Source organism: Rhodopirellula sp. JB055, assembly GCF_043100905.1.
In the GTDB taxonomy this organism is placed as follows: domain Bacteria; phylum Planctomycetota; class Planctomycetia; order Pirellulales; family Pirellulaceae; genus Rhodopirellula.
The window spans coordinates 1-22,117 of sequence record NZ_JBICHO010000421.1 but is presented as its reverse complement, the minus strand read 5'-3'; the positions used below and the strand labels follow the sequence as shown (position 1 = coordinate 22,117).

Annotated in this window: 9 protein-coding genes and 3 pseudogenes; 10 read left to right on the top strand and 2 right to left on the bottom strand. The window is 55.1% G+C overall.

Annotation, left to right across the window (positions count from 1 at the left end):
• Positions 1 to 462 (bottom strand): annotated as a pseudogene (locus ACF8AM_RS16555) (hypothetical protein); the annotation flags it as partial.
• A 266-nt stretch (positions 463 to 728) separates the two neighbouring features.
• On the opposite strand from ACF8AM_RS16555, the gene ACF8AM_RS16550 reads away from it, so the two are divergent.
• From ACF8AM_RS16550 to ACF8AM_RS16505, 10 genes and pseudogenes are all read left to right on the top strand, one after another.
• Positions 729 to 2,771 (top strand): ABC transporter ATP-binding protein, encoded by a 2,043-nt coding sequence (locus ACF8AM_RS16550; protein ID WP_392556700.1) that lies wholly within the window; start codon positions 729 to 731, stop codon positions 2,769 to 2,771.
• 288 nt (positions 2,772 to 3,059) lie between these two features.
• The gene (locus tag ACF8AM_RS16545) at positions 3,060 to 5,084 is read left to right on the top strand and encodes a S46 family peptidase (RefSeq protein WP_392556699.1); all 2,025 of its coding nucleotides are present in this window, start codon (positions 3,060 to 3,062) and stop codon (positions 5,082 to 5,084) included.
• A 97-nt stretch (positions 5,085 to 5,181) separates the two neighbouring features.
• A complete protein-coding gene (locus tag ACF8AM_RS16540; RefSeq protein ID WP_392556698.1) occupies positions 5,182 to 5,769 on the top strand; it encodes a sigma-70 family RNA polymerase sigma factor in 588 nt (195 codons plus the stop codon).
• Complete coding sequence (locus ACF8AM_RS16535; protein ID WP_392556697.1) at positions 5,766 to 7,481, top strand: FecR domain-containing protein; 1,716 nt, start codon at positions 5,766 to 5,768, stop codon at positions 7,479 to 7,481. Before ACF8AM_RS16540 ends, ACF8AM_RS16535 begins: the two co-directional genes overlap by 4 nt.
• A 2-nt stretch (positions 7,482 to 7,483) precedes the next feature.
• On the top strand, positions 7,484 to 10,684 hold the full coding sequence (locus ACF8AM_RS16530) for a DUF1553 domain-containing protein (protein ID WP_392556696.1): 3,201 nt from the start codon (positions 7,484 to 7,486) through the stop codon (positions 10,682 to 10,684).
• Positions 10,685 to 10,718: 34 nt separating this feature from the next.
• A pseudogene (locus tag ACF8AM_RS16525) lies at positions 10,719 to 12,110 on the top strand (DUF1501 domain-containing protein).
• Entirely contained in the window at positions 12,107 to 15,793 is a 3,687-nt protein-coding gene (locus ACF8AM_RS16520) for a DUF1553 domain-containing protein (RefSeq protein WP_392556695.1), read from the top strand. The pseudogene ACF8AM_RS16525 and the gene ACF8AM_RS16520 overlap by 4 nt, the downstream one beginning before the upstream one ends.
• A gap of 185 nt (positions 15,794 to 15,978) precedes the next feature.
• The gene (locus ACF8AM_RS16515; protein WP_392556694.1) at positions 15,979 to 17,271 is read left to right on the top strand and encodes a DUF1501 domain-containing protein; all 1,293 of its coding nucleotides are present in this window, start codon (positions 15,979 to 15,981) and stop codon (positions 17,269 to 17,271) included.
• A gap of 82 nt (positions 17,272 to 17,353) precedes the next feature.
• The gene (locus ACF8AM_RS16510; RefSeq protein ID WP_392556693.1) at positions 17,354 to 20,341 is read left to right on the top strand and encodes a DUF1553 domain-containing protein; all 2,988 of its coding nucleotides are present in this window, start codon (positions 17,354 to 17,356) and stop codon (positions 20,339 to 20,341) included.
• An 8-nt stretch (positions 20,342 to 20,349) separates the two neighbouring features.
• Positions 20,350 to 21,792, top strand: a complete 1,443-nt coding sequence (locus ACF8AM_RS16505; protein ID WP_392556692.1) for a DUF1501 domain-containing protein — start codon at positions 20,350 to 20,352, stop codon at positions 21,790 to 21,792.
• A gap of 10 nt (positions 21,793 to 21,802) precedes the next feature.
• On the opposite strand, the pseudogene ACF8AM_RS16500 reads toward ACF8AM_RS16505, so the two are convergent.
• A pseudogene (locus tag ACF8AM_RS16500) lies at positions 21,803 to 22,117 on the bottom strand (hypothetical protein); the annotation flags it as partial.

Genomic DNA, 22,117 nt, shown 5'->3' with positions numbered 1-22,117 from the left:
GGCTTTTTGGTGAGCATGACGCAAATGCGGATGCAGCGAACCGGAGCTGGGTGCGGCGCCATGTTGCTGGTAGGCCTGGGGCGCGTGTCCAGTATGCTGATTGGGAACGCGGCTGTGTCTGCGAGCGACTTTGGGTGGTGTGGGAGCCTGGATGATCACGTGAGGAACCTGTGCCGGTGCATGGAACCCGGAAGGCCCCGCCCAATAGTCGGCCAGCTCCGAGTTTTGCGGCACTCCATCGACGTAAGTCTCGGATGACACGATGGTTTCGCCGTTTTGAAGTGGCAATTGAACCGGCGAAGGCAACTGCCCCCAGGCCGAAACTGCAGTCGATACGAGCGACCCCGCAAGCAGCATGGATTTCAAACCAGTCAATCTCAGCGTGGTTCTCTGATCACCAGGTGAATGCTTGCGGGGAGACAAATTCCCACCGAAGAAACGGCGAATCGGTGTGTTCAGCATGAGATGGCGAAATCGGTGAAGCGTATTGAATCAACAGCCTGTTTAGGAATTCGCTACCAAAGTCGATCACCCAGTCACAAGACGCGAATTCACCCTGGCGAGCAAAACGAGCGTCTTGGTACAAGCGATTTTGGTGGCCATGTGCTCTTCGTTGCTGATGTTCTTCACTGACGGTGCTCATCGTTGCCAATGCCCTCCGTCGCCATGTGGCCTAGGTAGTCATGTGCAACGCCGACCCTCATTCCCCGCTCGCTTGATTTGCTTCCATGAAGAGTTTTCGCCGAGTCTTGCAGTTGTCGCTGCGACGTCGCATATCCTTGTTGGGGATTTTGTTGTCGTCGTTGGTGATTGCAGCTTTGTGGGGCGCAAACATTGGCACGCTGTATCCGATGGTGGAAGTCGTTTTCAAAGGCGACGATCTGCCGTCATACGTTGACGAACGATTGGCCGATTCGCGAATTGAGGCAGAAGAACAACGCCTGCAAATCGCTCAATTGGAATCAGAATTAGCGGAGCTGCAAAAACAGGAAAAAGCAGCGACCGATGTCGACGCCAAGGCTTCGCTGCAACAACGTATCCGAACCACCACGTTCGAAATCTCTTCAGCAGAGCTCGCCCAGACCGCTTCCGCGAAAACGGCGGATTGGTTGTTGTGGGCCCAGCCATGGATCGACCAATCGGCTCCTCGAGGTGCCTTCCCGACGTTGGTTTTCATCGTGGCGATGTTGGTCGGTGGAACGGCAATCAAATTGGTCGCGTTGACGATCAACCTGATGCTGGTTCAGTATGTCGCCGAAGGCACGGTGATGGAACTGAGAGAAAAGTACTTTCGCAAATCTTTGCACCTGGATCTTGATCACTTCGGCCAAAACGGCTCCGCCAACCTGACCAGTCGTTTGACCAACGATGTTGCTCACATCGCGGTCGGTGTCAGCACGTTGCTTGGGCGGCTGATTCGTGAACCGCTGAAGATGGCGGTGTGTTTGTTTGGAGCCGCCACGGTTTGTTGGCGTTTGTTGCTGTTGGTGATGATCGTGTCGCCCTTGATGGCGTTCGTGATGCAACACCTCAGCCGAGCGATTCGCCGCGCTAGCCGCCGAGCGATGGAAGAGATGAGCAGTCTTTATGGGATGCTCAACGACGCCTTTGGTGGGATTCACGTGGTCAAATCATTCAACACGCAGGCTTATGAACGAGCCCGTTTTCGGATCCGAGTCCAGGCTTACTTTCGTCGCTCAATGAAGGTGGCGTTTTACAACACGCTGGCTCGCAGCAGCAGTGAATTGCTCGGTCTGACGATGGTCGGGCTCGCAATTTTGGCGGGCGGCTACATGGTCATCAACCAAAAAACTCACCAGCTGGGCAATCGCATGAGCGCTCGACCGCTCGACGTGGGTCAGGTTCTGTTGTTCTTCGGTTTGTTGATCGGTGCTTCGGATCCTGCCCGCAAATTGTCTGATGTGTGGACGTCGCTGCAGCGTGGCATTGCCGCATCCAATCGTGTTTATGAAATCATCGACGAACCGATTCGGGTCACTGAGCCCAACCAACCGGTTCACCTGGATCGTCCTCACACATCGATCCAGTTCAAAGGCGTGCACTTCCAATACCCCTCGGGACCGATGGTGTTGCGAGGCATTGACCTGACGATTCAGCATGGCGAAACGATCGCGATGATTGGTCCCAACGGTTGTGGGAAGAGCACGCTGATCAACTTGCTTTGTCGGTTCGACGACCCGCACGAGGGCGAAGTCTGCTTCGATGATGTTGCGATCAATCGATTGCCCACCCGCGATTTGCGTCGCCGCATCGCGCTGGTGAATCAACGCACGGTGTTGTTTGACGACACGATCGAAAACAACATCCGCTATGGCAGTCCCAGCGCCGACGCTCACGATGTGGTCCGGGCGGCCAAGCTGGCGTTTGCCGATGACTTCATTCGCCGAAAAACACCCGATGGCTATCAAACCATGCTCGGATCCGGCGGCGTCCGATTGTCCGGCGGGCAAATGCAACGAATCGCACTCGCACGAGCCTTCCTGCGGGATCCCGACATTTTGATCTTGGATGAAGCGACCAGCCAGATCGACATCGAGAGTGAACAACTCATTCACCGGGCCCTGGAAACGTTCCTGGAAAATCGCACGGGAATCATGATCACTCACCGAGCCAGCACGCTCGCGATGGCCGACCGTGTCGCGGTGTTGGATATGGGCCAGGTGGCAGAAGTCGGAACACACCACCAATTGCTGGCGAGCAATTCGTTCTATCGCAGTCTTTGCCACAGTGACCTGACCGACGCGGCGTGAAGCTGCGGCAAAGCGGCGAATGAGGGTTTCGGCTGTAGCGGAAGCCGTCAAGACTTTCGCCAATTCGCTGCGCATATTCACGGTGCATATTCACGGTGCAAATCGAAACGCTTGACGAGTTCCGCTACCCCGGAATCGAGATTCTGACGCAACACTCGATCGGCATCGACCGGTTGCATGCGACCGTCCCAACGGCTGAACTAGAGACTCAGGATTTTGTCCCCTCGTGTTTCTGGTTTTTTGATCATGTTTGCACATGTGCGCCGTTGGTTCTTGTCGGGAAGTTGCATGGTTTTCGCGTTAGCTGGAATGTCCGGCAATTCGCATGCTGATGAAGGCATGTATCTGTTCAACGATGTTCCTCGCGAATTGCTCCGAGATCGACATCAGTTCGAACCCTCCGAGGAATGGCTGAAACACTTGCAGCTCTCGTCGGTGCGATTCAATTCGGGTGGTTCTGGATCGTTCGTGTCCTCCAATGGTTTGGTGCTGACGAACCATCACGTCGCCAGCGAAACATTGGCGAAGCTCAGTACTAAGGAACGCAATCTGATCGACGATGGGTTTCTCGCGAAAAATTTTGACGAGGAACTCAAGGCTCCTGACTTGGAACTCAACCAACTGATCTCGATTGAGGACGTGACCGATCGAGTCAATGAGCAGATCTCCGAAGCAGACGATGCCGAAGAAGCCGCGAAACAACGCCGGGCTGTGATTGCGAGGATCGAGAAAGAATCGCTCGATGAAACTGGTTTGCGGAGCGACGTGGTGACGCTGTTTGGTGGAGCCAAGTATCACCTTTATCGCTACAAAAAATACACCGATGTGCGATTGGTCTGGGCACCTGAAACGGCAGCCGCCTTCTTTGGTGGCGATGCGGATAACTTTGAGTACCCGCGTTACAACCTCGACGCGACACTGATGCGAGTTTATGAGGACGGGAAACCGGCCCAGCTCGAACACTTTTTGAAATGGAGGGATCAACCTGTCAAAGATGGGGATCTTGTTTTTGTCAGTGGAAACCCGGCTCGCACTCAGCGGATCTTCACCGTCGAGGCTCTCGAGTACTTGAGGGACAAACGCTTGCCCCATGTGTTGGATTTGCTACGCCGCAAAGAAGTGTTGCTTCAACAATATCGATTGGAAGGAAAAGAAGCTGCTCGCCGTGGACGCGACGAATTGTTTGGGATTCAGAATGCTCGCAAGGCTTATTCGGGCATGTTGGCGGGACTTCAAGATCCGCAAACGTTTGTGTCCAAACGAGGTCGACAAGATCGCCTGCTCGCCGAACTTGCACAATCACCGGAGCACTCCGGATTGGCGGACGCATGGAAAGAAATTGCCGAAGTGCAAACCGAGAAAGCTGAATTGCTGGACCGTTCGGTGTCGCTTCGCAGTGAGCTTTTCCAGCTCGCGCTTCGAATTCTGATCCTGTCAGAAGAAGACCGCAAACCCAATGAAGAACGATTGCCGGGATACACCGATTCGGGACGGGAATCCTTGATGGCTCAGATCCTTTCGCCAGCGCCTATCTATGATGATTTGGAGATGGTGAAATTGGCCGATGAGATCGCACTGTTGCTGGAAAGCCGTGGCATGACCGACTCGATCGTCCAAGAGGTCTTGGCCGGGCGTTCCCCCAAACAGGTCGCCAGCGAATTGGTGACCGGAACGAAAATCAAAGACGTCGACACACGAAAGGCATTGATTGACGGCGGATTGGACGCGGTGTTGGCGTCGACGGATCCCATGATCCGCTTGGCTCGAGTGATTGCACCCGAGTATCGCCGGATCAATGAGATCAGCGAACAACTCAGCGAACGTGAAAAACAGGCTTACGCGGAGATCACTCAGGCGACGATTGCGATCGAAGGTACGGGTGGTTATCCCGATGCGACGTTCACGTTGCGTTTGGCGTTTGGCGTTGTGTCCGGTTACGAAGAACGTGGTGAACCGATCAAACCGACCACGAACTTTGCAGGTGCTTTCACCCATGCAACGGAACATGAAGGACAAGAAGATTTCGATCTTCCTGAATCTTGGATGTCCGCCAAAGACAACATTGATTTGGAAACCCAACTCAACTTTGTTTGCACCGCTGACATCATTGGTGGCAACAGTGGTTCACCGGTGGTCGATCGGGACGGGGAGTTGGTGGGATTGATCTTTGATGGCAACATTCAAAGTCTGACCAGTGACTATCTTTACACCGATGCACAAAGCCGAGCGGTCAGCGTGTCGGGCGTCGCGATACCCGAAGCCTTGCGTTCGATCTATCAAGCCAACGAGTTGGCCGACCAACTCGGCAACTGAGGTCCTTCGATCTCGGAGGAAGCACGCATTTTTTGGAAAACATGGCAGTTGCAGGTAACCTTGTTCCCTCTGCTGCCATGTTCTTCATGAGATGACCATGAACTCTTTCCCCGACGATCGGCGAGTGACTGAGGCTTTGCGGCGTGTTTTACGCGGCGAAACGTCTGAGTTTGAGGTCGTTTTGCGCCGGCATGAACGGCCCTTACGAGCCTGGCTGGCAGCTCATGTGCCGATGGGCATCGACGCCGATGAGATCGCCCAACGCAGTTTTGTGGCGGCGTTTTCTCGCTTGGATGAGTTTGAACTGGGGACCGATTTTGGTGCCTGGTTGTTCACCATCGCACGCTACCAACTCATGACGGAAAAGACGCGATTGCGACGAATCGCGGACTATCACGCTCGCTACGGGCCGGAATTATTGCAGCGAGAACTGGATCGACGCAGCGAAGAATCTCCGGAGCTTTGGACGACGAAGATCGAACACTTGGAACAGTGTTTGGAGTCGTTGGGGGAACACCTCTGTCGCTTTATTAAATGGCGATATGACGAAGAAATTCCGCTTCAGGAAATGGCTGCGCGCTGCGGACGGTCCGTGCCTGCGATTAAAAAACAACTCTGGAAGATCCGGGGGAAGCTGCAAGAGTGCATGGACGCAAGGCTCGCGACCGATGGAGGTTCGTCGTGAACAACAACGAACGTTTTGCTGACTTGTGGACGGACTACCTTGAAGGTGAGTTGGACGAACACGGACTGGAAGAGCTGCATGAGTTGCTCGCCAGCGACGAACGATTTGTAAAGCGAGCCGCCGATTTGCTGCAAACCCATCGGTTGCTTGGTTTGGTGGTCGCGGACGCGTCACCGCGACGGGATGCATTTGTTCGTGAGACGCTGGCGCAGTTGCCGGACAGCCAGGACGAGTTCGTTTCACGGGTGATGTCCCAGGTGGGTGCTCATCGTGCCAACGTGGAGCCTGCCGTTGACAGGTCGCATCGAAGACACCCACATGGTTTTCACCTTGCCGTGGTGGTGGCTGCGCTGCTGCTCGTCGTGGGCTCGTTGTTTGTCTTCCAACCAAAGGGACAAACTCCTGTCACAGTCGACGGAAAACATCCGCATGTCACGACCGTGGGCGTGCGTCACGCGCGGCTTGCCAGCAGTTCGCATGCAAAGTTTTTTGGCGAACTTGCTCCGCCGGTCAATTCAGTGCTGCCGACCTATCGAGAGTACGTCCTCATGAGCGGTCTGATTGAAATTTGGTTCCCGACGGGCGCTTCGGCGATTCTGGAGGGGCCTGCGGTCTTCCATGTTTCATCCGATGAGAGCTTGGATCTGAGTGTTGGTCGTTGTTCGGTTCATGTCCCCGAAGGTGCCGAAGGTTTTCATGTCAACACGCCGGTGACCCGTGTGGTGGATCGGGGGACTCGGTTTGCCGTGAACGTTGGCGAAATGAGTGAAACGGAAGTGCAGGTGATCGAAGGCGCCGCGGATGTTTACGACATGGACCAAGTGGACGCTTCGACTGAATCCGACACTCGTCCCGCGACCGAATTGTTGGAACGTTTGGCGGGCGGGGAAGCCAAAAAGTATGTGTCAGCGGGTTTGGTAGCGACGAAGCGCGTTCCGTTCCGAGCAACCTCTTATCGAAGTCGACTGCCTGACCGCGTCGTTTCTTATGAGACAACGTTCGCAGTGGACGGAGGGGCCGAAGATTTGACCAGCGTGACGGTCCAGCGTGGCGGCAAAGTGAATCGAATTCCCGTGGAGTCATTGATTCCCGCTCGGTTGACTTGGTTCAAATCAACCGAACCTCGTCCGTATTTGTGTGGGCAGGCAGACTTCTCTGAACCCCGAGTCGATTCATTGATCGATGAAAGCCTCGTCACGGGAGCGATCAATCCAGATGGGAGTGTTGATCCTTTGACAACGGATCCCATCTTAGAAGGTGACGCTGGGACGCCGGGGATGGCGGTTCGTTTCGAGCAACCCGTTGTGAACGGACCTGGTGCGGATGTGGTGATCTTTGATCTTCAAACGTTTGGAAACCCGTTGGATGGCGATGCATTTCACATCAGTCCACTGAAGTTTCGCGATGGATTGAAGTCCTACACCATTCGAAAGTTCGACCTGACCATGGAATCTCCCGAAGCGAAAGTGTTGACGAATTTCTATGTCCACTTCTTTGCGGAACCAGCAAAGTCATTGGAGGAATTCAATTCGCTTAAGATCACTCGGCAGAATCAAAGCAATAAATTTCGTGGTCTGGCCGTTGGAATCGATCTGTCTGACTTGGGATACGCAAGTGGCGAGACCATTCAGGGGCTCTTCATTCAGGATGCTCTCGACGATGTTCACCATGTGGACCCCGTCTTCATCGCTGGCCTACCAGAGGAAAAATGAAAATGCAATTTCCCGGAGCACGCCATCCTCGATTGACAGGGAACCCACTGTGTTTGCTGGTGATTGCGTGTCGGCCAAACTTTCTTTGCACAGTGATCTTGTTGCTAGGTGGAATCCCTGTTGCCGCCAAGGCACCGTCGGTTGCGAAGCGAGACCAGTTCGAACAGAACCTTCGGCCGATGCTGCTGGCGAATTGCATCACGTGTCATGATGACACCAAACAAGAGGGCGGTCTGAACTTGACCACCTTGGAAGGATTGCTCCAAGGCGGTGATTCAGGGCCCGCGATCGTACCGGGGAAACCGGAGGAAAGCCTGTTGCTGGAGGCTCTGCGTTACGAGTCGTTTGAGATGCCGCCCAGCGGTCAGCGTGATGAACCCAACGTCGATGGTATCGCCGCCTGGATTTCTGCTGGGGCGGATTGGCCGAACGGTTTGAAGCTGGAGAAAATCTCAACGATCGACGACAACGATCGCGACTGGTGGTGCTATCAACCGGTGGGTGATCCAGAGGTTCCCGAGGTCGATGACAATGGTTGGTGCCGCAATGAAATCGATCACTTTGTCTTTCAACGTTTGAACGAAGAGAACATTTCACCAGCGTCAGAAGCGGAACCGAAAAAGCTTGCTCGACGCCTCCACTTTGCACTCACTGGCTTGCCTCCTGATGAGGAAACGGCATGGCTGTTGAAGAGCGAAGAGGGGTGGTACGAAACCCTTGTCGATCAATTGCTGGACGGATCTTCTTATGGTGAGAATCAAGCGAGGTATTGGTTGGACCTGGTTCGCTACGCTGATTCGGATGGCTACAACGCGGACCATTCTCGTCCAGAAGCTCACCACTACCGCGACTATGTGGTGCGTTCGTTCAATGAAGACAAACCTTACGATCGGTTTGTGATCGAGCAGCTTGCGGGTGATGAAATCGATCCGGGGAACAAAGACGCTCTGATCGGCACGATGTTCTTGCGACATTGGATCTACGAATACAACCAACGCGATGTCGAAGGTCAGTGGGCACAAATTCTGAACGACGTCACCGAAACGACGGCGGATGTGTTCCTGGCACAGGGTTTGAAATGTGCTCGCTGCCACGATCACAAGTTTGATCCTTTGTTGCAGCAGGACTACTTCGCGCTTCGTGCGTTTTTCACTCCATTGCTGCCTCGCGAAGATCAACCGATTGGTGATGTGGAAACTCGCGCCAAGCATTTTGAACAGCAAAGAATCTGGGAAGAAGCAACCGCGGACATTCGCGAGCGTTTGCATGAGATCGAACGACTCGTGCTCCTCAAAAAAGCGGGAGGGCAGGGGTTCAAAATGTTCACCAAAGAACTGCAATCTCTCGCAGCGAGTCGACGGGACCAGATCACTCCTTACGAGTACCAGATTGTCTCGTTGATGATGCGGCAATTGGTGTTGAAGCCAGATGAGCTACCCAAGTCATTGGAGGAGGAACAGGAAGCCGAGCGTCAAGCGTTACTGAAACAGTTGGCGGAATTCGATGACCTGAAACCGGAGCCGCTGCCAACGATGAAGTTCGTTGCGAGCGACGTCGGACCGGAGGCTCCGCCGACGTTCATTCCTGATACGAACGAGGACGCGCCCATTGACCCTGCGTACCCAATCGTTCTGGAGGACCGTCTGCCAGAGATTCAACCGCCACACGAAGCGTTGCAGTCGACGGGCAGACGAACGGCGTTGGCGAACTGGATCGCTTGCGAAGACAATCCGGTGACAGCCCGCGTGATGGTCAATCGCGTTTGGCAACAACACTTCGGGCGTGGCCTGGTGGAAAACACCAGTGACTTTGGGCATCTCGGCACGCCTCCATCGCATCCAAAGCTGCTCGATTGGTTGGCCCGCCGTTTCATGGAAGACGGTTGGAGCTTGAAAAAACTGCATCGATTGATTCTGACGTCGGCGACGTATCGTCAGTCTGCTGAACGTCCAATGGACGAGCAACTCGCCACGCTCGACCCGCAGAATGTCTTGCTTTGGCGGCAAAACCCGCGGCGACTTTCGGGCGAGGAAATTCATGATTGCCTGATGGTGGCCAGCGGTGAGATGGGGCCAGGCAAACGAGCGATTTATAAGAACGTCAAACGCAACAAGTTGGATCCTTTGTTGGCTGTGTTTGACTTTCCGGACCGTGTCGAGAGTCAAGGCCGGCGTCACCGGACAACGACGTCGCCGCAGTCATTGCTGATGATGAACAACCCATGGTTGCAGGATCGTTCGCGAAATCTCTTGAAAGACGCTGGTTCGATGAGCCTGGATTCGCTGGTCGAAGAAGCCTACCGACGGCTCTATTTTCGCGAACCGTCTCGGGAAGAAATCGAAATGGCATCTGCGTTCGTGGATTCTTACGAAGGCGACGTGGAAATCCCTGAACCACCGAGTCTGCTTGCGGAAATGCCAAGTGGCGGATTGGCGCTGAAACTCGATGCGAAGGAACCCATGTCGATTCAAGTGTCCCCGATTGACGAGTTACTCGATCCAAACGCCAGTGGTGATTTGACGATCGAAGCCACCGTGATGTTGGACTCGCTGTACCCCAACGCTTCGGTTCGAACGATTGTCGCAGGTTGGTCAGGCAACAATTCTCAACGCGGTTGGTCGCTCGGCGTGACGTCGACGAAGAGTAGCTACAAGCCTCGCAATTTGATTTTGCAATTGATCGGTTCGCGCAGTGACAAGGACAGCAAACCGGAATACGAAGTCATCGCGTCGAATTTGCGATTGGAATTGAACAAGCCTTATTACATCGCTGTTTCCATTGATCTGGATGATCCATCGCAGGAAGGCATCACGTTCTACTTGAAGGATTTGTCGAAACCGGATTCGAAACCCGAGGTGGCGCACGTCGCTCACAAAGCACGTTGGAAGGTGCAGACGAAGCGGGCGATCGAAATTGGTGGTCGTTCCAAGAATCATCTTTGGGATGGGCTGGTTCAAAACGTTCGTTTGCATCAAAGAGCATTGAGCCAAGACGACTTGTTCGCCGAACCGCGAGATCGATCGGCATTGCTGTTTGATGTCGCATTGTCAGACATGGAAAATTTGGGTCAGGATCAATCGGGGCAACAGCATCATGCCGTGGTATCGGATCGAGAAATGACCACCGCTTCTCCTGCGATGCTGGCCCGCATCGCCTTGATGCACGCACTCCTTTGCTCCAACGAGGTGATTTATGTCGATTGATCAAGAGAGCCGTGAGCTTGTGTCTCGTCGTGAAATGCTCTTGAAGGGTGGCGGCGGATTCGGCGCGTTGGCATTGGCGGGGATGTTGCAAAACGCCGAGGCCAGGGCGTCTGAACAGTCAGCGGCATCACCTTTGTCAGCCAAGTTGACTCATCATGCCGGGAAAGCGAAGAGCGTCATCTTCCTATTCATGGATGGCGGGCCGAGCCACCTGGATACCTTCGATCCCAAACCAGACCTGGAAAAGCTCGCAGGCCAACCGATCCCTGAAAGCTTTGGTCGTGTGATCACAGCGATGGGTGAATTTGATTCGCCGATTTTGCCGACGCAGCGAAAATGGAAACAACACGGCGAGGGCGGGCTGTGGATTTCCGATTGGTTGCCTCACACCGCGAAAATGGCCGACGAATTGGCCGTGATTCGATCGTGTTGGACCAACGGGATCAATCACTCCGGCGGCATCTGTCAGATGAACACTGGCACTCAGTTCGCCGGACGTCCGTCGCTGGGCAGTTGGGTGACCTATGGGCTGGGCACTGAAAATGAAAACCTGCCCGCCTTTGTCGTCATGCAAGAAGGCAAGGGACGTGTCATCAACGGGGCTCGAAACTGGGGAGCCGGATTCATGCCGGCTGTTTATCAAGGAACCACGATGCAGCGTGAAGGGCCTCCCTTTTCGAACTTGGTTACGCCATAGCATGTGATGACGGGATTGCAGCGGAAGGAACTCGACTTCCTGATGCAACTGAATCGACAGCACGCAGAGACTCGCCAGGACAACACGGATCTCGACGCCCGTATCCGCAGTTTTGAACTCGCATTCAAGATGCAGGCACATGCTCCCGAGGCCGTCGATTTATCGCAAGAATCCGCTGCCACGCAGAAAATGTACGGCATGGATGACAAGCGAACCGAAGCGTATGGACGCAATCTGTTGATGGCTCGCCGACTCGTCGAACGAGGTGTTCGATTCGTGCAGTGTTATCACGGAGCGGGCAGCAAATGGGATGCCCACTCAGACATGGAAGGGAACCACACCAGGATGTGTGGTGGCATGGATTTGCCCGTTGCGGGATTGCTGCAAGATCTGAAGCAACGCGGGTTGCTGGAAGAAACGCTGGTCGTGTGGGGAGGTGAATTTGGTCGAACCCCGATGAGTGAAAAGGGAGACGGTCGCGACCACAACCCAACCGGGTTCACGATGTGGATGGCCGGTGGCGGAGTCCAGGGTGGTCAAGCCTACGGGACGACGGATTCCTTGGGGCTGCATGCTGTGGAGGATCGCCTGCATGTTCACGACATTCATTCCACCATCCTGTATCTGATGGGTTTGGACCATAAGAAGCTGGTTTATATGCACAAGGGACGTCCCGAACGGATCGATCAGAATGAGGGTCGTGTGTACAAGGAGATCGTGGCAGCATGAAATCTCTTCATCCCCACATTTTGACAGCGATCGTATTGATCGCGATGAGCCCGTCGCTTGCTCTCGCCGACCCAGATACGAGCGCCGTCACTCGCTGGGATTTCGGTACCGAAGCGACCGCGCCGCTGTCATCACGCGGCAACATCCTGCGTGACCAAGCCGGCCCGCGTCCTCCGGAATTCCCCGAGATGGTGGCCGCGAACACGGCGATCAAAATGGACGCCAGTTCGTATTTGTCAGTGGCCGACCCCGGATCGGAAAGTCGGTTTGATTTCCAAAATGGTGACGCAATCACGTTGGAAGCCTGGGTGAACCCAAGCAACATTCGCGACGGCCAGCCACAGTATGTGATCGGAAAAGGACGCACGGGTTCGCCGAAGTTCGCTCGAGACAACCAGAACTGGGCGTTTCGAATCATGGGCAAGGACGGCGAAGCACGCGTTAACTTTCTGTTTGCGACCAAGCTCACGGGCAATGGTCAGCATTGGCATCGTTGGACATCGAAAGCTGGTTTTCCAGTTTCCACTGGCTGGCACCACATCGCGGTCACTTATGAATTCGGCAAACCAGAAACGATTCGCGGCTGGGTCAATGGCAAGCCGACCGATGGCACGTGGGACATGGGCGGACCAACCAAAGAGACTCCCGTGGTGGATGATGACGAAGTCCGCATCGGTGAACGTTTCGTGGGCATGTTGGATGCTGTCGCAATCCATCGCACCATCCTGGATGACCAAACGTTGGCTGCTCGGTTCAGCCGCGTGGGAAAGAAACGCGTTGTGCAATTGGCCGATGCCGTCATGCCCGACGTTGGGAAGATTCCGGAGGGCCGCGTGTTGTTTCAAATCAGTGAAAACATGCCGGCGGCAAATCGCTGGTTGTACGAGAGTGAAATACCGCCAGCCGAGACGACTCGTTGGTTGGGTGATTCATTCTTCCTGTCTCGAATTCCGGTTCGATATGATGACTGGGGAATCCGATCAAGCTGGAACGCACCGATGTTGCTGCGCATCGCAGGCGATGTGGAATTGCCGACGGGCAAGCACCGTTTCCTGATGCGTGATCGCTCGCTTGGTCGGTTGTGGATCGACGGTGAATTGGTCGCTCGGACGAAAACCGTTCGCAGTCGCGGTGGAAACTTGGAACCCATCGTGCCGATCCCCGATCCGTTGGTGCCGGGAGCCCGGTTGTTGCCATTCCCGCAACAGGAAGCGTTCACGGAATTCGAAATCAAATCGGATTCGGATGCCGCCAACAAACGCGTTCGAATCGTCTTGGAACTGCTCGTCGGTGGCAACGGCGATCGAACGGAATCGGGTGAGGTTTGTGCCGCGATCCAGCCCGCCGGGGAAGGGCCGCTGTATGTGCTGAAACCCGATGCGTCGTCTCCTTTGCCACTCACCGATGAAGCGGTCGAATCAGAACTTCGCAAATTCGAAACAGCCTTGGTCGCTTTCGAAGACGCCGCACGTCGCGAAGCGGCCAAGTCGCAAGTAGCGTTCTGGGAAAAACGACACCAGATTGCGAAAGAGGCGGTCCAAGACAAACTGCCGTCACGTGAGGACGCCGACGGGCATCCAGTGGACCAATTTGTCGCTGACAAAATCGCTCGGGCTCTCGACCAAGCCGCGCAGAACGATGAGGCGACGACCGAACATTTTCATCAGGAGGTTTTGCCGATCCTGCGTGAGCAATGTTTCCGTTGTCATGGCGAAAAGGCACAGGGCGGTTTGCGTTTAAACTCTCGAGAACACGCACTTTCGATGGGCGATTCAGAGATGGCCGCGGTCGTGCCCGGCGAACCGGACGCAAGCGAAATGATGGTGCGAATTCATGCCGGAGACATGCCCCCCACCGAGAATGGTTTGTCTGACAAAGAAATCGCGACGCTAGAAAAATGGATTCAAGACGGTGCCGTTTGGCCCAGCCCTCCGATCCCCTCCGAAGCGATCGCGGAGGCTGCTGTCTGTGACGACGCAGCGTTCTTGCGACGGGTCTATCTCGACACGATCGGAACCGTTCCGACCGAAGCGGAAGCTCGCGAATTTCTGGATTGTGATGATCTCGAGAAACGAACCGCTTTGATCGATCAGCTCTTGCACGACGAGCGATACGCGGATCACTGGGTGAGTTTGTGGTTGGATTTGCTGGCCGAGAACCCCACGCTGCTGAACCAATCACTCAACTCGACCGGACCGTTTCGTTGGTTCTTGTATGAGTCACTTCGAGATGGCAAGCCGCTCGATCAAATGGTGACCGAGTTGATTTTGATGCGAGGTAGCGCGGGCGAAGGAGGCAGTGCAGGATTTGGGTTGGCGGGCGAGAACGATTCACCGATGGCGGCCAAAGGTCACATTGTGGCGTCCGCGTTTCTCGGCATCGAACTGCAGTGTGCGCGCTGTCATGATTCACCGTATCACAGCACGTCGCAGGAAGATCTGTATTCGCTCGCCGCGATGCTGAGTCGGAAACAGCTCACGCCGCCCAAGACGAGCCGCGTCCCGGACGCGTTCTTCGAAAACATTGGCCGCGAATCTTTGATTCAGGTGACTTTGAAACCGGGGCAACAGGTTCAACCGAAATGGCCATTTGCGTCGTTCACCGGCGTCGAAGATGGACCGCACGTCGATGCCTTGGTTCGCAATCCGAAGGACTCACGCGAACGTTTGGCGGCGCTTGTGACTTCACCTCAGAACCATCGTTTCTCACAAGTGGTGGTGAACCATCTTTGGAACCGCTTGATGGGAGCCGGGATCGTTCAGCCGGTCCATGACTGGGAAGGCAAAACGCCCAGCCATCCTGAAATGTTGGAATGGCTGGCGAATGAATTGGTTGCCAATGACTATGACCTGCGTCATGTCTTGAAGTTGATCATGACCTCGGAAACCTATCAGCGGGAAGCGATCGGTCAGAACCAATTGGCCTCGGCGGAGCAACGATTCTTCAATGCTCCCGATCCGCGACGATTGACTGCTGAGCAGGTCGTTGATTCGATGTTCACGGCCACCGGCAGTGAAATGGACACCGGCGAGTTGACGTTCACTCATGACGGTGCCGAACCGATGTCGCGACGGTTGTCGCTTGGATTCCCTCGCCGCGCCTGGATGTTCGCGGGATTGAACAACGAACGTGATCGACCGAGTCTCGCATTGCCACGCGCTCAGCCGATTGCGGATGTTTTGGAAGCGTTTGGATGGACCGGGACGCGGCAGCAACCGATCGCTGTTCGCGACACGGATCCCAATTTGCTGCAGCCCGGTATTCTGGCCAACGGCACGTTGTCGATGACTCTGACCAGAGCCGCCCATCAGAGTGAACTGGCGCAGTTGGCGCTGGACGCGAACTCGCCCGACGCGTTGTTGGATTCGTTGTTTCTGCGGTTCTTGGCGCGCTATCCGAATGCACAGGAAAAGTCGGACCTGTTGCCCGCCTTGTCGGATCGGTTTGACGCTCGCGAATTGCCAGCGGACGAAGTGAAGCAACCGCCGGTGGATCAGCCGTTGCCGGTGTCCACTTGGACAAACCACTTGGTTCCCGAAGCGAACGAAATTCAACAGGAATGGCAAGCTCGAATCATGCGTGGACCAGCTCCTGATCCAAGACTTCATCCGCAATGGCGGGAAGTCTATGAAGATATTGTTTGGAGTCTGGTGAACGATCGTCAATTCGTCTGGATTCCTTGATGACAGAACGCAACCCGTAGCGGCCTGTTGATTGGGTGCCCCGGCGGATGAGTGAGGAATTCGATTTGGTCCCTCGCTCACGCGTCGGGTTATGATTTTCATGTCAACACTCAATCGACAGAACGTAACGTGTCGGGTCTCTCGAGTAGAAAAAACTCCCCACCAATCCTTCCCCAGGATGAACCATGAACGCCCCCAGTCGACGTCAGTTTCTCGCCAGCAGCGCGGTGGCCGCCGGTGCCGCCAGTCTGCCTCGGATTGCGACCGCGAATCATGAGACAACGGAACGATTGAAAGGCCAAGCCGAACATGTCATTTCGATCTGGCTCGGAGGTGGCATGGGCCAAATCGATACGTTCGATCCCAAGGCCAAGGGAGATCCAAAAACGAAAAAACCGGGCGGTTACTACGATGTGATGGACACGGCGGTGAACGGGGTTCAGGTTTGTGAGCACCTTTCCAAAACAGCCAGGTTGATGGACCGGGTGACGGCCGTCCGGACCGTGAACCACGACGTCATTGATGAACACGCCGCGGCAACCAACCGGATGCACACCGGTCGCGCGATCAGCGGCACGGTGACGTATCCTTCCCTGGGGGCCTTGGTCGCACATGAACGCGGTGCGGTCAACGAAGACGCACCTCCTTATGTGTTGATCGGATATCCCAATGTGACCCGTGGTCCTGGGTTCTTGGGTTCAAAACATGGTTATTTGTATTTGACTGAAACCGGACGTGCTCCCGCTGGCTTGTCACGTCCCGATGGAATTTCCAATGACCGGCAAACGCGTCGCGAACAGTTCTTGGCTACGTTGAAAAGCAGTCGAGGTCAGAGCAAAATCTCGAAGTTCTTGGACTACGAGTCGGCGATGGAACAGAGCATGAAATTGAGTGGGCCGGATTTCACACGCGTGTTTCAACTCGATGGCGAACCCGATGATCTGCGGAACCGCTACGGTGGCGAGTTCGGTCAACGTTGCTTGTTGAGTCGGCGATTGGTCGAGAGTGGCGTGCGGTTCATTGAAGTCAGCCACAACCTGAATTTCTTGAACGGATCCGGCTGGGATGTTCACAACAGTGGCATCGTCAATCAACACAAACTGATCCAAGAAATGGACACGGCCGTTTCGAGTCTGATCATTGACCTCGAAGAAAAGAAGCTGCTTGATAAAACGTTGATCGTGATCACGTCGGAATTTGGTCGTCCGCCGGAATTCGATAGCGGTGGAGGTCGCGGTCACCAAGGTTCCGCCTTCAGTTGCGTGCTCGCAGGCGGCGGCTTGTCTCACTGTGGTGCGTATGGTGAAACGGACGAACTTGCCAAGAAGATTGTTTCCGATCCGGTTGGCGTTCCCGATTTCTTTGCCACGATTTGTGCGGCGCTCGGAATCGACTACAGCAAGAATCTCTACGCCGGTGACCGGCCCGTCCCGTTGACCGATCAAGGCCAACCCATCGCAAAATTGTTCGCGTCGTGATGGACGCGTAAAATGGAACGATTGGCGTGATGATCGACATCCATCGCCTTCCTTCGTCTTCTCCCAAACGAGCGCCAAGAGATTGTTGTTGCTGAAAGCGAATCGACATGCGACTTGGTGGACGCTGCTATTGATTGGCAGCATGGGCGTCCTATCCATGGTGCGGGCCGAGGCCGGGGAGGCGAATGAGCGATTTGAACAGCAAATCGCTCCACTGCTGGCCCGGAGGTGCTTGTCATGTCACGCGGGCGAAACGGCCAAGGGAGGTTTCTCGGTGCGAGATTCCGCGTCGTTTTTAGCTGACGGGTTCGTCGAACCGGGTGATTCCACTGCGAGTCATTTGTTGGATTTGATTTCACCCGATGCCGGCAAAGCGGAGATGCCAAAGGACGCGGACCCATTGACCGCCGCCGAGATCGACGCGATTGCAGATTGGATCGATCAGGGTGCCATTTGGCCGGATGGCTTCGTGGTAAAAGAAGCCTTGGTCGACAACTTTGATTGGTGGTCTTTTCAGCCGATCTCGCGGCCTTCCGTTCCGGAGTTGAACGATCCTTGGGCGCGGTCGCCAATTGACCAATTTGTGCTCCGGAGTTTGAACGAAAAGGGGCTCACCCATTCTCCACGGGCTGATCGCCGGACGCTGATCCGTCGTCTGACTTACGATCTGATCGGATTGCCGCCCACGCCAGCGGAAGTCGCCCGTTACGTGAGCGATCCCGATTCCGAAGAGAAAGCTTATGAAAAACTGGTGGACCGGTTGCTGGAATCGAAGCACTACGGAGAACGATGGGCGCGGCATTGGTTGGACGTTGCCAAGTACGCCGATTCCAATGGTTACGACAAAGACAAACTGCGTCCCAACGCTTGGCCTTACCGTGACTACGTGATTCGTTCATTCAATGAAGACAAACCGTATGCGAGGTTTGTTCAGGAACAGATCGCGGGAGATGTGTTGTATCCAGGAACTGCCGACGGCGCGCTTGGGTTGGGTTTCATCGCCGCCGGTCCATGGGACTTCATCGGCCATGTGGAAGTGCCTGAATCCAAGTTGGACGGCAAAGTGGCTCGCAACCTGGATCGTGACGACATGGTCTCAGGTGCGTTCAACACGTTCTGCAGCATGACGGTTCAGTGTGCACGTTGCCACAATCACAAATTTGATCCGATCACGCAGCCGCAATACTACGGCATGCAAGCGGTGTTTGCCGCCGTTGATCGCGCCGATCGCATGTTTGATTCGGACCCGAAGGTGGCTCAGCAACGCGAGCGATTGCATCATCAATTGGCAAATGCCAAAGCACTGCAGAAGAGCGTTGCAGATGCGATTGCAGCGGCAGGGGGCGCCGAGTTGAGCGAAGTGACAGCCCGGATCAACCGGCTGAATGAAAGCTTGAAACCGATCAAGGTGGACGAGCACGGTTACCACAGCGAGATCGTTGCGACGGCGGATTCGGAAAAATGGGTTGAAGTGAAGTTGAAGTTGGAAGTGCTGGCATCGCGAATCGTGCTGCATGCTTGCGAAGATGACTTCAACCAGATCGGTGCTGGGTTTGGATTTCCCAAGCGGTTCGAGGTGGAGGCGTTTGATGACGCTGGGAACCGCACCCTCGTTCACGACACCCGCGACGAAGACTTTTCCAATCCAGGATTGAAGCCAGTCGAGTTTGTGCTGGACGGTCAACCGGTTCGTCGTATTCGTGTCACAGCCACTCGGCTCGCGGAACGCAAATCGGATTTCATTTTGGCACTTGCGGAACTGCAAGTCGTTTCGGAAGGCCGGAATGTTGCGATCGGGGCAGCGGTCAATTCACTTGATTCGATCGAAGCCCCCAGTCGTTGGCGTCGTCAGAATTTGACGGATGGCAAATGGCCGCGAGTCGGCGATTCCGAGGTCACCCGCCAGATTGCCGAAGCGGCCCGGAAGCGGGATGCCATCCTTGCCGCCGTGACGACTCCCGAACTTTTGGCTCGACGCCGTGAAGCGGAGCAAGCGATCGCCGAGGCTGAGACTCAGTTGGCATCGCTGCCACCGCAACAAGCGGTTTATGCAGCGGCGACCCATTTTGCGAGTCAAGGAAATTTCAAACCAACCGAAGGCAAACCCAGAGAGGTGTTCGTGCTTCATCGCGGGGAGGTTTCGCTTCCCGGTGATCCTGCGGTGCCCGGTGTGATTCCTTTGTCGAGCGAATCGAACTGGCAGTTTGATTCGAGCCTGAATGAAGCGGAGCGTCGAGCGAAGTTGGCGACTTGGTTGACCGATCGTGAGCATCCCTTAGTTTGGCGTTCGATCGTGAATCGCATCTGGCAATATCACTTTGGTCAGGGAATCGTCGCGACGCCCAATGACTTTGGTCGCATGGGTGCTGAACCAACCCATCCTGAATTACTCGATTGGTTGGCCGTCGAGTTTCGCGACGGGGGTCAATCGATGAAGGCGTTGCACCGGATGATCGTGACGAGCAACACGTATCAGCAGACCTCGGCAGACAATCCCGCGAATTCTGTGATCGACGGCGGCAACCAATTTTTGTGGCGATCCAATCGGCGTCGACTTTCGGCAGAAGAAATTCGCGATTCCATTCTTTCGGTCAGCGGATCGCTGGACACAACCATGGGTGGCCCGGGGTTCTATCTGTTTGCTTTGTCAAAGACCGAGCATTCACCTCACTTTGAATATCACAAGTTTGACCCGAGCGACAAACGATCCCATCGCCGCACCATCTATCGGTTCATCGCTCGGTCGCAACCCAATCCATTTTTGACGACGCTGGATTGTGCTGACTCGTCGCAGAGTACTCCGCGTCGCAACGAAACACTGACGTCGTTGCAGGCGCTTTCGTTGATGAACAATCAGTTCAATTTGGTGATGGCAGATGCGTTTGCAAAGCGTCTGGAATCGGATCGAGACAATCTGCCGGAGCGAGTCGATCGTGCGATGCAGTTGCTTTGCCAACGCGTCCCGAGTCCCACTGAACGCGACGATTTGGTGGCTTATGCCGAGGTCCATGGTTTGCAGAATCTGTGTCGGATTCTTTTCAACCTGACTGAATTCGTGTTTGTGGATTGAACGTACCCATGCAAAGTCGACGAGAATTCCTCCGTCAGGCAGGCACCAACTTTGGTGCGTTGGCGATGGCGGCCATGCTGCAAAGCGAAGCTCAATCGGCCAGCGGAAAAGCGGTGGAAGTGCTGCATCATCCACCCAAAGCAAAACGCGTGGTGCAGTTGTTCATGGCCGGCGGCGCCAGCCAAATGGATCTGTGGGATCACAAGCCATTGCTGGAAAAGCTTCACGGTCAGCAATCGGATTTTGGCGAACCGGTCGAAGCGTTCCAAAACGGTTTGGGACCATGGATGAAATCGCCTTTCAAGTTTGCACCGTATGGCAACTCGGGCAAGCAACTGAGCGAGGTCGTGGCTCCTCTGGGCGATTGCGTGGACGACATGGCCTTCGTTCACAATATGGTCGGCAAGACTGGCGTCCATTCGCAGGCGACTTACCTGCAAGCAACTGGTTTTCAACGCCCTGGATTTCCTGGGATGGGAGCTTGGGTCAGTCATGGTTTGGGGTCGATCAACGAGAACCTGCCGACCTTTGTTGTGTTGCCTGATCACCGCGGCTTTGCCAGCAACGGACCCAAGAACTGGGGTTCCGCGTTCCTGCCCGCCAGTGCGCAGGGAACCACGATCTTTCCACAACGCGAAAATCCGATTGAGGATCTGACGGCTCGGTCCGATTTTGTAACCGCTGCAGGTGACCGTGACGGGTTGGCGGTTCTTGAACGGATGAACCGTCGTCATTTGAAGCAGCACCCTGGCGATTCGCGTTTGGAGGCTCGGATCAGGTCCTATGAATTGGCGGCGACGATGCAGTTGAGTGCACCCGAAGCCTTGGACATCTCCGGCGAAACTGCGGAGACGATGAAGATGTACGGACTGGATCGAATGGGAGCGACGTACCCTGACAAGATCAATCCAGTCGAAGAGGCAGAGTACTTTGGTCGCAAGTGTTTGATCGCCCGCCGGTTGCTCGAACGGGGAGTTCGTTTCGTTCAAATCTGGTCTGGAAACGACAATGGTTTCCCTCGACGCAACTGGGATTCGCACGAGGACATCGAGCGTGATCACGGACCATTGGCAAGCGGGATGGCCGTGGGAACCGCCGCCTTGCTGAAAGACCTGAAACGAACCGGGATGCTGGAAGACACGATTGTGCTTTGGACCACCGAGTTTGGGCGAATGCCCAGCACCCAAGGGAGCAAGGGGCGGGACCACAATCCGTATGTGTTCACCAATTGGATGTGTGGAGGTGGCATTCGCGGCGGCGTCACCCACGGCGAATCAGACCAATGGGGATACAAACCGCTGGACCGTTTGAACCCCACGCAAGTCTACGACATCCATGCGACGATCCTGCACCAATTGGGAATCGATCATAAACGTTTGACGTTCCGCCACGATGGAATTGATCGCCGGCTCACCGACGTTCATGGACACGTCATCAACGAATTGATTTAGGAATCGTTGATCAGCGAACTATGACCAGAACTTCGGTGATGAAGTCGTTGCCGGTGCTAGCCGCTTCCGGCGAACCCGCAGCGAAATTGATTTGTGTGTTGAACGATTCCGCTTTGACAGGCATGAAGTCTCGATTGCTGAGGGCCACGCCAAGTCGTTGCAACGAACGTTTGTCGGCTGCATTCAGGTCGTAAGCCACAGCGTTGGAAGACACCACGTTTTCTTCCTGTTGCCACGCGATTCCGGAGACGGCATTCCCCATCGCCATCGACATGCCGACGGACTCAATCGAGTCTTCGTCTGCTAGCAGTTCTAGGAATAGCCG

Excerpts from the sequence above, each read along its gene's own strand:
- ACF8AM_RS16550 (WP_392556700.1), top strand. The coding sequence starts at position 729 with ATGAAGAGTTTTCGCCGAGTCTTGCAGTTGTCGCTGCGACGTCGCATA.
- ACF8AM_RS16530 (WP_392556696.1), top strand. The coding sequence starts at position 7,484 with ATGCAATTTCCCGGAGCACGCCATCCTCGATTGACAGGGAACCCACTG.
- ACF8AM_RS16545 (WP_392556699.1), top strand. The coding sequence starts at position 3,060 with ATGGTTTTCGCGTTAGCTGGAATGTCCGGCAATTCGCATGCTGATGAA.
- ACF8AM_RS16505 (WP_392556692.1), top strand. The coding sequence starts at position 20,350 with ATGCAAAGTCGACGAGAATTCCTCCGTCAGGCAGGCACCAACTTTGGT.
- ACF8AM_RS16540 (WP_392556698.1), top strand. The coding sequence starts at position 5,182 with ATGAACTCTTTCCCCGACGATCGGCGAGTGACTGAGGCTTTGCGGCGT.
- ACF8AM_RS16515 (WP_392556694.1), top strand. The coding sequence starts at position 15,979 with ATGAACGCCCCCAGTCGACGTCAGTTTCTCGCCAGCAGCGCGGTGGCC.
- ACF8AM_RS16520 (WP_392556695.1), top strand. The coding sequence starts at position 12,107 with ATGAAATCTCTTCATCCCCACATTTTGACAGCGATCGTATTGATCGCG.